This window comes from Sagittula sp. NFXS13 (assembly GCF_040148795.1).
Classification (GTDB): Bacteria; Pseudomonadota; Alphaproteobacteria; order Rhodobacterales; family Rhodobacteraceae; genus Sagittula; species Sagittula marina.
This window is the reverse complement of the sequence record NZ_JAGEMH010000009.1, coordinates 22,235-34,134: the sequence shown is the minus strand read 5'-3', so window position 1 is coordinate 34,134 and position 11,900 is coordinate 22,235. Positions and strand designations below refer to the sequence as shown.

The following is an 11,900-nucleotide window of genomic DNA, read 5'->3' as shown; positions in this document are numbered from 1 at the left end:
TCTATCCGCCATAATTTGCGAAGATCGTCTTGATGGCTGCCGCGAACGCCACCGAGGATGCGGTCGGCGTGCGCCCCGCCAAGCGGCAGCAGGCCGCTGGCGGGCTGTCGAAGGGCAGGTCTTGCAGCTCGATGAATGCGATCTTCTCGCGGCGGATCTGCAAAAAGCGGCCGACGACGATCCCGATGCCCATGCCGCTTTCAACCATCTGCCGCAGAAGCGTGAAACTGTTGGTGTTCATGACCTCGCGAACGGTGACGTTGCTTTGCGTAAAGGCATCTTCAAGCAGATGCCGGATCGGAATCGAGTGGTCGGGAAAGATCATCTTCTCGCCCTCGATGTCTTTCAGTCTGACGCTGCGCAGCCGTGCCATCGGATGATCCAACGCGGTGACGACATAGGTGCGCCGCTTCAGGGTGGCGAACGTCTCGATCTCCGGCGACGGCGGAAAGTTGTAGCCAAGCGCGATGTCGATGTCCCCGTCCTGCATCCGGGTAAAGATTTCACGGCTATTCTCGACCACGATGGTGAATTGCAGCCCCGGATGATTGTAGCTCATGTCACGCAGGATGCCGGGCAGCAGGTCCGAGGCGAGAACCTCGTTGACGCCAAGCCGAAGATGCCCGCGCTGAAGACCCTGCAACTGATGGATTTCGTCCTGCGCGATGGTCAGTTCGTTGACCACCGACGCACAGCGCCGCACAAGGATCTCGCCCGCCTCGGTCAGCTCAAGTCCCCCGCGGCCACGGTCGCGCCGAAACAGCTCCACATCAAGTGCGAACTCGAGGTTCTTGATCTGCTTGCTGACCGCCGAGGGGGCGACATGAAGCTTGTCTGCCGCCGCCCGGAAGGAGCCAAGCTGGGCAACTTCGATAAAATGCCGCAACCCGGGCAGGCGCCCGAGAATCTTGCTGTGGGGGGACATCGGGATCTCTCGCGGTCGAACAACGTAACTTCAAGGGGCGCATCATAGATGGACACAACAGTCATTCAACAGGACATTGCGCAGGCAGACGCGGTGAATGCGCTGGCAGAAGCCCTTGGCCCAAAAGGCCTGTTGAGGGACCACGGCGACTGTGACCGCTATGCCTCGGATCAGTCCGGCCTCTTGGGCGACAGACCCGTCGCCGTGCTGCGTCCGGCCAGCACCGAAGACGTGTCGCGCGCGCTCGCGATCTGCAGCCAGTACCGTATCGGTGTCGTGCCCCAGGGCGGGCGCACCGGGCTTTCGGGGGGCGCGTGCAGTCCCCAAGGCGCGGTCGTCTTGTCGACGGAACGGATGTCAGGCGTTGTCGAGATCGACAGGGAGGCCATGACCCTTACCGCCTGGGCGGGCACGCCTCTCGAAGCGGTGCAGGACGCTGCCCGCGCCGCAGGTCTCGACTACCCGGTGGACATCGGGGCGCGCGGCTCGGCAACCATCGGCGGCACCATTGCCACCAACGCGGGCGGCATCCGTGTCTTGCAACACGGCATGACGCGGGCCAACGTGCTGGGGCTTGAGGCGGTTCTGGCAGATGGCTCCGTGGTGTCCCGGCTGGGAAAAACGGTCAAGGACAACTCCGGTTTCGACCTGAAACAGCTCTTCATCGGCTCCGAGGGCACCCTCGGCGTGGTCACCAAGGCGGTGCTGCAACTGCGCCGCCACGTTCCACAAAGCGCCCTGGCGCTCTTCGCGCTGCCAAACCACGCCGCCGCATTGGCGTGCCTCGCCGCGGCTCGCCAGCGGCTCGGCACACGGATCAGGGCTTTCGAAGGCATGTGGCCGGACTACTGGGATTTCGTCTGCCACGAGACCTCTCTCGCGACCGCGCCCATTGCGGGGCGGCACGGTTTCTATCTGCTGATCGAGGTCGAGGCTGAAGCGGCGGAAACCAACGAAGAGCTAGAAATGTTCTTCGCCGAGCTATTCGAGCAGGGCCTCGTCGAAGACGGTGTTCTGGCAAAATCTCTGGCCGAGATGCAGGCGCTTTGGTCTGTGCGCGAAGCGGTTGGAGAGGTCGACGACGACTTCGGGCATCACGTCAACTTTGACATAGGTGTGTCACCCTCGGACCTGGGCGCCTTTTGCGATGCCGCTGATGCGGTTCTTGCCACTCTTCCCGACGCGCTCGGCGTGTTGAAGGTCGGCCACGTCGGGGACGGCAACGTCCATCTGCTCGTGGCGCACAACGGCAGTTCCGCCGCAGAAGATCAGGTTGAGGCCGCAATCTATGGCTTGCTGCGGGAGTGGCAGGGGGCCGTCACGGCCGAGCATGGGGTCGGCCGCATCAAATCGCGGTGGTTGGGGCATTGTCGTTCGCCGGAGGAGCTTGCCCTCATGCGCGGCCTGAAGGCTCAAATGGATCCGCTCGGCATCCTCAACCCCTCCGCGCTTTTCATGCCAGCGGACATCTGACGGCCATATATGCTCTGGCGCAGGCTTTTCGGTGGCGTGCTGCGCCAAGCAAAGGACTGATAGCGAACGCGGCACCGAAACGAGGATGGCTTTCTCGGCCTATGGTTTTCATTGCTTCCTACGCAAAATGGACGACCGCTTAGACGATGCCTGAGCCAACGAATTGGCCAATCCCGCCAGTCTTATCCGGGGTTTCCGCAGCCACGATGAAATCGTGAAGGCGCAGCGATCCAGCAGGTTCTCGTTTCCGGTTCGTCGCAAGTTCTCTTCGACATGTCCGCGTCAGATGACCGCTTTTCTGAAGGCCGTCTTAGGGGCGAACCGGATCACATTTGCCGCGCCGATCGACGCCTAGGATCTTGTGACGGCAGTATACACTGGTTCTTGCGTTCTGTGGTGAATGGAATGGGTGACTGACACGTGAGGGCGATAGCCAAGCCTGTGCCGAATGCTCTCCCTCATATGTTTGCGGCGACAAGCGATGATTTGCGGAACGGGATGGATCGTTCGGCGATGTGTGAATGGCAAAGCCTTTTTTGAAGCCGGTCGATCCCGTACATGCAGCAGATCAGCGTAGCGACACTGGGAGTGCAGTCGAGGTCGAGTCAAACGTCACCTCAACCGTGCCGCCCAGCGGAGCAATGGCGTCTCTCATGCCGTGCGGCGGACTGGAGGACTGCCAGCGCAGGTGGTCAGAAGTGGCTTGAAATTGAAATAAAGTATCCTAAACGCCAGGCACTAAATGAAGTAGGGGCGCCTTGCGGCGCCCCCTAAATACAGCCCTCGGGACAAACTTGCCTCGGTTTGGGACAAACTCGACCGTTGTCTGCAAGTCTCACGTCAGGTGATGCGTCCATGACAGTGTTTGAATTTGTCACCGGAGCCGCATGGGCAGGGATCGTTGCGGCCTGGGGAGCCCCACGTGGTGGGATCCGTCTCGTCGAAGCCGGGCGCGGCGCCGTCGGGAGCAGAACCGGTGGCTTGTGCCACGCCCGCAGCAGGTTGGGCTGAAAGACCGGCAGGCTCTGACGATGCAGGAGCGCCCTGGGCATCCGCGGCTGCTTGCGGTTGTTGCGCGGCCGCAGCGGCGCGTTGCATCGCTTCCTGCTGGGCGCGCAGTTCGGACATCATCTTCTGACGCTCTTCTTCGGTCATTGGCCGGACCTGAGCCAGTTGCTGGGTCACGTCCTCGCGCAAACCATCGAGCAGATTCTCGAACAGCTGGAACGCTTCGTTCTTGTATTCGTTCAGCGGGTCGCGCTGCGCATAGCTGCGGAAGCCCACAACCGAACGCAGATGCTCCAAAGTCAGCAGGTGTTCGCGCCATTTCTTGTCGATGGTCTGAAGCAAGAACTGCTTTTCGATGGAGCGCATTGTGTCGGCCCCAAAGGCGGCTTCCTTCTCGGCCATGACCTTTGCCGTGAGGGTTTCCAGACGCAGTTTCACCTCGTCCTGATCTACGCCGTCTTCGTCCCCCCAGGTCATGACAGGCGCGTCAATGCCCAGCTTCTCGATGCAGGCGGCGTAAAGACCTTGCAGGTTCCACTGGTCGGCATAGCTGCGGGGCGGGCAGTAAATGTCCACCAGCTCGTCGATGACTTCTTCGCGCATCTCGGTCGTGATCTCCGAGATGTCCTTGCTTTCCATGATCTCGCGACGCTGGGCAAAGATCACCTTGCGCTGGTCGTTCATCACATCGTCGAACTTCAGCAGCTGCTTGCGGATGTCGAAGTTGCGGCCTTCGACCTTGGCCTGCGCGCGCTCCAGCGATTTGTTCACCCAAGGGTGAACGATCGCTTCGCCTTCTTTCATGCCCAGCGAAGACAGCACCTTGTCGAGCCGGTCAGATCCGAAGATCCGCATCAGGTCGTCTTCGAGCGACAGGAAGAACGACGAGCGCCCCGGGTCGCCCTGACGACCGGAACGGCCGCGCAGCTGGTTGTCGATCCGGCGCGATTCGTGACGTTCGGTCGCGAGCACGTACAGGCCACCCGCGTCCTTGACCGCCTGCTCGTCGGCGGTGTGCGCCTCTTCGATGCGTGTACGGATGGCCTCGGGATCGCCTTCGGGGTCGGCGGCGATGGCCTCCATCACCTTGAAGTCGACGTTGCCGCCCAGTTTGATGTCCGTGCCGCGGCCAGCCATGTTGGTCGCGATGGTCACTGCGCCCAGTTTGCCGGCGTCAGCGACAATCTGCGCTTCTTGCTCGTGCTGGCGCGCGTTCAAGACATTGTGCGGCAGGTTCGCCTGCGTCAGCAACTGGCTTAGCATCTCGGATTTCTCAATCGAGGTGGTGCCCACGAGGACGGGCTGGCCCTTGGCATGCGACTCGCCGATTTTCTTGACGATGGCGTCGTATTTTTCCTTCGCGGTGCGATAGACTGCATCATCGTCATCAATACGGGCGATAGGGCGGTTGGTCGGCACTTCGACCACGCCAAGACCGTAAATCTCCATGAACTCAGAGGCTTCTGTGACAGCCGTGCCGGTCATGCCGCCGAGCTTTTCGTACAGGCGGAAGTAGTTCTGGAACGTCACCGACGCCAGCGTGACGTTTTCCGGCTTGATCTCCACCGCTTCTTTGGCCTCGATCGCCTGATGCAGACCGTCGGACAGGCGGCGTCCGGCCATCATGCGGCCGGTGAATTCGTCGATCAGCATCACCTCGCCATCGCGGACGATGTAATCCTTGTCCTTCTGGAACAGCTTATGGGCGCGGATCGCCTGGTTCACATGGTGGACGACAGTGGTGCTTTCGGGATCGTACAGCGACTGACCCTCGGGCAGCAGGCCACGCGCCTGAAGGTTCTCTTCGAGCCATTCGTTGCCTTCGTCGGTGAAGGTCACATTGCGCGTCTTTTCGTCGACGCTGAAGTGATCGTCGTTCATTTCGGGGATCAACTTGTCCACCGATTGGTACAGCTCGGAACGGTCGTCCGCCGGACCGGAGATGATCAGCGGCGTCCGGGCTTCGTCAATCAGGATCGAGTCCACTTCGTCCACGATGGCAAAGTAGTGATCGCGTTGATGCAGCTGCGAAATCTCGGACTTCATGTTGTCGCGCAGGTAGTCAAAGCCCAACTCGTTGTTGGTCGCGTAGGTGATGTCGCAGGCGTAGGCTTCGGCCTTTTCGGCTTCGGGCTGGCGTGGGTAGATCGCGCCGGTGGTCAGACCCAGCGCGCCGTAGACATTGGACATCCATTCGGCGTCCCGCTTGGCGAGGTAGTCGTTCACGGTGACGATGTGCACGCCGCGCCCGGTCAGCGCGTTCAGATAGGCGGCAAAGGTCGACATCAGCGTCTTGCCTTCACCGGTCTTCATTTCCGCGATGCTGCCCTGGTGCAGGAAAATCCCGCCCATCAGCTGTACGTCGAAGGCCCGCAAACCCAGCGCGCGCTTGGCGGCTTCCCGGCAGTTGGCGAAGGCTTCTGGCAGCAGGCTGTCGAGGCTTTCGCCGCCAGCAAGGCGCTCCTTGAAATCAGCGGTCTTGGCGATCAGGCCGGCGTCGTCGAGTTTCTCGAACTCGGGCTCCAGCGCGTTGATCTTCTCCACCAAAGGGCGGGTCGCTTTGATCTTGCGGTCGTTCGGAGTGCCGAAGACCTTACGCGCGAATTTTCCCAACATGCCTGAGTACCTGTTCCCGGTTTCGTGTGCGGCATCTGCTTGCCCGCCTCGCACCGAGCCAATACACAGGCCAAGAGACCGGCCACGCAGGGCCCTTGCGGCATGTAAGCGGCAGGCCGGACAGTGTCAATGTTCCCGCAGGTATAGGCTTGCGGATGAGGAGGACGGTATGACGAAAACCACACGAGATCTGCGCCTGAGCGCCGCGCTTCTGGCAGCGATGCTGGCAATGCCTGTTGCATCTTGGGCCGAAAGCCACGGTGGCGATGATGATTCCGCCATGACCGAGGATCACAGCACAGCCGAGGCTGCTCCCAGCCCGCAGGAAACCGCGCCCGTCGTTGGCAAAGAGGCGCTGGATCAGGTGGTCGGCACAGTGGGGGACACGCAGATCACGGTGGGTCATATGATCGTGGCCAAGGCATCGCTGCCACAGCAGTATCAATCCATTCCTGACGAACAACTGTGGGACAGCCTGCTGGAGCAACTGATCCAGCAAGAGGTGCTGGCCCAGTCCGGCGATGCAAAGGAAACGCCGCTGGTCCGACTGTCGCTGGAAAACGAGAGCCGGTCCCTGATGGCTGCCGTTGCAATCACAGCCGTCGCCGATCGCGCGGTCAATGACGACCGCATTACGGACATTTACAAGCGCGATTACGTCGATGTGGAGCAGGGCAAGGAATTCAACGCCTCCCATATTTTGCTCGAGTCCGAAGAAGAGGCCCTCGCGGTTCTCGAAGAGGTCAAGGGCGGTGCGGAATTCGCGCAGGTGGCGCGTGAGAAATCCACTGGCCCGTCCGGCCCGAACGGTGGCTCGCTGGGCTGGTTCAGTTCTGGCATGATGGTCGAACCCTTTCAGGTGGCCGTGGACTCGATGGCCCCCGGTGACGTGACCGGACCGATCGAGACGCAATTCGGCTGGCATGTAATCAAGCTGAACGACACCCGGTCCCTCACGGCACCGTCGATCGATGACGTGCGTGCGGAGATCGTGCAGAAGGTGCAGCAAGAAGCCGTCGAAAAGCACATCGACGACCTGATGCGCAAAACCGATGTCAGCCGCGCACCGCAGATCTCGGTCGATCCGTCGATCCTGTCGCAAACCGACCTTCTGGAGAACTGAAAATGACAGTGTCCCCGCTGGCCCCGGCGGCCTTTCCCGAGCTTCCCGTCATCGAAGGCGTGCGGTTCGCCGCCGTCGCCGCGGGGATAAAATACAAAGGGCGCGACGATGTGATGCTCGCGCTTCTTGATCCGGGCTCCGTCGTGGCGGGAGTCTTCACCCGCTCCGCAACGCGCTCTGCACCGGTTCTGGACTGTCAGGCCAAGCTGGGCACTGACAGCGATCAAGGTGCTGCATTCCTTGTGAATTCCGGCAACTCCAATGCCTTCACCGGGAAGGCGGGCGACGGTTCCGTCGCCGCCATCTGCAAGGCTGTGACCGAGGCCACCAAGCTGCCGGAGACCCGGATCTTCACCTCCTCCACTGGCGTGATCGGTCAGCCGCTGCCGCATGACCGCATCATTGCAAAGCTGGACGAGGCCGTATCAGCCTTGTCGCGCCACGACTTGGCAGCCTCGGCCAAGGCGATCATGACCACCGACACCTTCCCCAAGGGCGCCGCGCGCGAAATCATGGTGGACGGCAAGCCGGTGAAGATCGCAGGCGTGGCCAAAGGGTCCGGCATGATTGCGCCGGATATGGCGACCATGTTGGTCTACGTCTTTACCGACGCGAAAATCAGTCGCGCCGCCTTGCAAGAGATCGTCTCCAACGCCAATGCGCGCACCTTCAACAACATCACCGTGGACAGCGACACCTCCACCTCGGACACGTTGCTGATGGCGGCCACAGGCGCGTCCGGCGTGACCGTCGAAGGCAATGCTGACTTCGCCACGGCGGTGGAGGACGTTTTCCGCGACCTTGCTCACCTCGTGGTGAAGGACGGCGAAGGCGCGACCAAATTCGTCACTGTGAATGTCACAGGCGCTGCCACTGACGAAGATGCCCGCACGCATGCCTTGTCCATCGCCAACTCCCCGCTGGTGAAAACCGCAATTGCCGGCGAAGACCCCAATTGGGGCCGTATCGTCATGGCTGTGGGCAAATCCGGTGCCAAGGCAGACCGCGATGCGCTCACCATCCGGTTCGGGAACATCCTCGTGGCAGAAAAGGGCTGGGTCTCTCCCGACTATCAGGAGGAACAGGGCGCAGCCGTCATGAAGCAGCCGGAAATCAGCATCGACGTCGACATTGGCCTGGGTCACGGCGCGGCCACGGTCTGGACCTGCGACCTCACCCACGGCTATATCTCAATCAACGCAGATTACCGTTCATAAGATTCAGTGAAGCAGGGTGCCACGCCCTGCTTCTTTGCTTCCCAACGACCTCCGGGGGAGGGGCAGGGGCAGATCCCCCCGTCGCTGCGCACAGCACAGTCCTCCTGTCACTACAGGACATTATCATGAAAATCATCCTCGTCTCCGCCGTCGCGCTTATTGATCCCGATGGCAGGATCCTTTTGGCTCAACGTCCCGCCGGCAAGTCCATGGCTGGTCTGTGGGAGTTTCCGGGCGGCAAGGTCGAGCCCGGCGAAACGCCCGAGGCGGCACTGGTGCGCGAATTGGAAGAAGAGCTGGGCATCGAGACATGGGACAGCTGCCTTGCGCCACTGACCTTCGCGTCGCACAGCTATGACGACTTCCACCTGCTGATGCCGCTGTTTGCCTGCCGAAAGTGGAAGGGCACGCCGCAATCGCGCGAAGGTCAGGCGTTGAAATGGGTCCGGGCAAATGCGCTCAAGGACTATCCCATGCCGCCAGCCGACGTCCCCCTGATACCGATTCTCCGCGATTGGTTGTAAAGCCGTTGCAGCTTCACGGACAAAACGGTCAACAAAGCATGTTTGTTGAAAATTTCATCGCGTTTTGGGGCCTCTGCATATGATTGATGCATCAATCGTGAAATTTTCGTGACTTAAGGCTGTAGCAATAATCTTGCGTTAGCATTATCAAAGAAGAGGTAATGCACGTTTGGGAGGAAGAAACATGCTGAAAACCATCACGATCGGTAACTATGTGTCTGTTCAGGGCTTGCTGGAAAAGACACTTCCAGATGGCCGTGTTTCTGTCCGCGTTGGTGAAAGCACCTACACCGGACGCCTCGTCGCAGGCTGAACCGCCCAGACGTTAGAACGCAGTTGGACGCCGACTGAGCGCTCCATTGCCAATGTATCCGAAGGCCTCCGTTATCCCGGGGGCCTTTTTTGATTTCGGTGTCCGGACCTCGATCTCTGGCAAAGGAAAAGGCCGCGCTCCTGAAAGCGCGGCCTTTGTTCTTTCAGATGTATACGCGATCAGTCGAGCGTACGAACGATCTCTTCACGCTCGAAGATTTCGATGACGTCGCCAGCGCGCACATCTTCGTAGTTCTCGAACGCCATACCGCATTCTTGTCCGGACTGAACCTCAGCCACTTCGTCTTTGAAGCGTTTGAGCGTTTTCAGCGTGCCCTCGTGGATAACGACGTTGTCGCGCAGCAGGCGAACGCCTGCGGATCGACGTGCGACACCCTCGGTGACGAGACAGCCCGCAACCTTACCAACGTGGGAGACCTTGAAGACGTCCTTGATGTTGGCATAGCCGATGAAGTTCTCGCGCACTTCGTTGGACAGCAGGCCAGAGGCCGCCTTCTTCACGTCGTCCACGAGGTCGTAGATCACCGAATAGTAACGGATCTCCACGCCCTTCTGGTTGGCAGCGTTCCGCGCCGGTGCGTTTGCACGGACGTTGAAGCCGATGACCGGGCAGCCCGATGCTTCGGCCAGGCCGACATCGGATTCCGTGATGGCACCAACACCCGAGTGCAGTACGCGGACGCGCACCTCGTCGTTGCCGATCTTTTCCATAGCCTGCGTGATCGCCTCGGCAGAGCCCTGCACGTCGGACTTCACCAGAATTGGCAGCTCGGAGACAGTTTCGTCCTCTTTCGCCTTCTGGAGAAGCTGATCCAACGTCGTCGCAGCACCAGCTGCAGCGCGCTTTTCCTTGGCGGCGTGAGCGCGATATTCTGCAATCTCACGAGCCTGAGAATCTGTCGACGTCACGTTCAGAACGTCGCCGGCTTCAGGCGTGCCGTTGAGGCCAAGAACCTCGACAGGAACAGAAGGTCCGGCTTCGGACACGCGCTCACCCTGGTCGTTGATCAGCGCACGGACCTTACCGTACTGCTCGCCCACAACAAAGATGTCGCCTTGCTTCAGCGTACCGCGTTGCACCAGAACGGTGGCCACGGGACCGCGACCCACGTCAAGCTGCGCCTCGATCACCGCGCCTTCGGCGGGGCGGTTCGGGTTGGCTTTCAGTTCCAGCAATTCTGCCTGAAGCGCGATAGCTTCGAGCAGCTGGTCAAGACCCTGACCCGTCTGGGCCGAGACTTCGACGTCCTGCACTTCACCAGACATCGCTTCCACCACAACTTCGTGCTGGAGAAGGTCCGTGCGCACCTTGGTCGGGTTCGCGGACGGTTTGTCGATCTTGTTGATCGCCACGATCATCGGCACATTGGCCGCTTTCGCGTGGCTGATCGCCTCGACGGTCTGCGGCATCACGGCGTCATCTGCCGCAACAACGAGAACAACAATGTCCGTCACCTGAGCGCCGCGTGAGCGCATGGAGGTGAAGGCCGCGTGGCCAGGCGTGTCGAGGAAGGACAGAACCTGTCCGTCCTTGGTCGTCACCTGGTAGGCGCCGATGTGCTGGGTGATGCCACCCGCCTCACCGGAGGTCACGTTGGTCTGGCGGATCGCGTCAAGCAGCGATGTCTTGCCGTGGTCAACGTGGCCCATGATCGTGATGACCGGGGGACGGGGCTGCAGGTCTTCTTCCTTGTCTTCGATGGCCTGAATGACGTCTTCGACGTCGGCATCAGAGACGCGGACAACCTTGTGGCCGAATTCCTCGATGATCAGTTCCGCAGTATCTGCGTCGATCGACTGGTTCTGGGTCGCCATGATGCCACTGTTCATCAGGGACTTCACAACATCGCCAACGCGCTCTGCCATGCGGTTTGCCAGCTCCGCGACGGTGATCGCCTCGGGCAGTCTGACGTCGCGCACGACCTTTTCACGTTGCTGCTGACCGCCCATCGCCTTCTGACGCGCACGCTCTTGCTTGCGCTTCATTGCGGCCATGGATTTCTGACGACCACCTTCGCCACCGGACAGAGCCTGGTTCAGCGTCAGTTTGCCGGCACGGCGTCCGCCGTCCTTGGCGCCACCACGACCACGGCTGCGGTCGTCCTTGTCACCGTCGCGACGCGGCGCGGTTGCGCCCGGCTTGGCGTCAGGTCCGCGCGGTGCCTTGCGGGCTGCATCCTCGGGGGCCGGTTGAGCGGCAGCTGCGGCAGCTGCCTTGGCCTTCTGCTCTTCGGCTTCCTTGGCTTCGCGGATCTTGCGCTCTTCTTCCTCGGCCTTGCGCTTGAGCGCTTCCTCGGCTTCGCGCTGTTCGCGTTCCTTCAGTTCCTTCTCGGCCCGAAGACGTTCGCGCTCCTCAGTGCGGCGCTTGTCCTCTGCCTCGCGCGCGGCGGTCTCATCGGCCTCGCGCGCCCGTGCTGCCTGAAGTGCCTTCAGGCGGCGTTCCATCTCCGCGTCGGAAATCCCGGCGGGGCGTTTACCACCCGAGCCGCCCACAGGACCGCCCTTGCCGCCGCCCGCAGCGCCAGCGGCACCGGGCTTCGGCACCACGACGCGCTTGCGCTTGGTTTCCACCACGACATTCTTGGTGCGTCCATGGGAGAAGCTCTGCTTCACGCTGCCTGACCGGCCGCCACCACTACCACGCACACCCAGAGTTTTCTTGCCGTCGTTATCGCTCATAA

The 11,900-nt window shown here is 61.1% G+C and carries 8 protein-coding genes; 5 read left to right on the top strand and 3 right to left on the bottom strand.

Translation table 11 applies throughout. From position 1 onward, the window contains the following. Position 1: 1 nt before the first annotated feature. Complete coding sequence (locus J4E08_RS16480; protein WP_349539437.1) at positions 2-925, bottom strand: LysR family transcriptional regulator; 924 nt, start codon at positions 923-925, stop codon at positions 2-4. A 48-nt stretch (positions 926-973) separates the two neighbouring features. Between J4E08_RS16480 and J4E08_RS16475 the strand changes: the two genes are divergently transcribed. Beyond that, a complete protein-coding gene (locus tag J4E08_RS16475) occupies positions 974-2,398 on the top strand; it encodes an FAD-binding oxidoreductase (protein ID WP_349539436.1) in 1,425 nt (474 codons plus the stop codon). A gap of 840 nt (positions 2,399-3,238) precedes the next feature. Here the strand turns inward: J4E08_RS16475 and secA are convergent. Further along, positions 3,239-6,022: a preprotein translocase subunit SecA gene (gene secA, locus J4E08_RS16470; protein WP_349539435.1), complete on the bottom strand. Its 2,784-nt coding sequence runs from the start codon at positions 6,020-6,022 to the stop codon at positions 3,239-3,241. Between the two features lie 169 nt (positions 6,023-6,191). Here secA and J4E08_RS16465 point away from each other — a divergent pair, with 169 nt between their 5' ends. The 4 genes from J4E08_RS16465 to J4E08_RS16450 all read left to right on the top strand — a co-directional run bounded on the left by J4E08_RS16465 (position 6,192) and on the right by J4E08_RS16450 (position 9,199). Further along, a complete protein-coding gene (locus J4E08_RS16465; RefSeq protein WP_349539434.1) occupies positions 6,192-7,145 on the top strand; it encodes a peptidylprolyl isomerase in 954 nt (317 codons plus the stop codon). A 2-nt stretch (positions 7,146-7,147) separates the two neighbouring features. After that, entirely contained in the window at positions 7,148-8,362 is a 1,215-nt protein-coding gene (gene argJ, locus J4E08_RS16460; protein ID WP_349539433.1) for a bifunctional glutamate N-acetyltransferase/amino-acid acetyltransferase ArgJ, read from the top strand. A 125-nt stretch (positions 8,363-8,487) separates the two neighbouring features. Further along, the gene (gene mutT / locus J4E08_RS16455) at positions 8,488-8,886 is read left to right on the top strand and encodes an 8-oxo-dGTP diphosphatase MutT (RefSeq protein ID WP_183966928.1); all 399 of its coding nucleotides are present in this window, start codon (positions 8,488-8,490) and stop codon (positions 8,884-8,886) included. 184 nt (positions 8,887-9,070) lie between these two features. Further along, positions 9,071-9,199 (top strand): hypothetical protein, encoded by a 129-nt coding sequence (locus J4E08_RS16450; protein ID WP_281374806.1) that lies wholly within the window; start codon positions 9,071-9,073, stop codon positions 9,197-9,199. A gap of 179 nt (positions 9,200-9,378) precedes the next feature. Here the strand turns inward: J4E08_RS16450 and infB are convergent, their stop codons facing one another. Continuing rightward, on the bottom strand, positions 9,379-11,898 hold the full coding sequence (gene infB, locus J4E08_RS16445) for a translation initiation factor IF-2 (RefSeq protein ID WP_183966930.1): 2,520 nt from the start codon (positions 11,896-11,898) through the stop codon (positions 9,379-9,381). Between the last annotated feature and the right edge of the window lie 2 nt (positions 11,899-11,900).

Excerpts from the sequence above, each read along its gene's own strand:
- mutT (WP_183966928.1), top strand. The coding sequence starts at position 8,488 with ATGAAAATCATCCTCGTCTCCGCCGTCGCGCTTATTGATCCCGATGGC.
- J4E08_RS16480 (WP_349539437.1), bottom strand. The coding sequence starts at position 925 with ATGTCCCCCCACAGCAAGATTCTCGGGCGCCTGCCCGGGTTGCGGCAT.
- argJ (WP_349539433.1), top strand. The coding sequence starts at position 7,148 with ATGACAGTGTCCCCGCTGGCCCCGGCGGCCTTTCCCGAGCTTCCCGTC.
- secA (WP_349539435.1), bottom strand. The coding sequence starts at position 6,022 with ATGTTGGGAAAATTCGCGCGTAAGGTCTTCGGCACTCCGAACGACCGC.
- J4E08_RS16450 (WP_281374806.1), top strand. The coding sequence starts at position 9,071 with ATGCTGAAAACCATCACGATCGGTAACTATGTGTCTGTTCAGGGCTTG.
- J4E08_RS16475 (WP_349539436.1), top strand. The coding sequence starts at position 974 with ATGGACACAACAGTCATTCAACAGGACATTGCGCAGGCAGACGCGGTG.
- J4E08_RS16465 (WP_349539434.1), top strand. The coding sequence starts at position 6,192 with ATGACGAAAACCACACGAGATCTGCGCCTGAGCGCCGCGCTTCTGGCA.
- infB (WP_183966930.1), bottom strand. The coding sequence starts at position 11,898 with ATGAGCGATAACGACGGCAAGAAAACTCTGGGTGTGCGTGGTAGTGGT.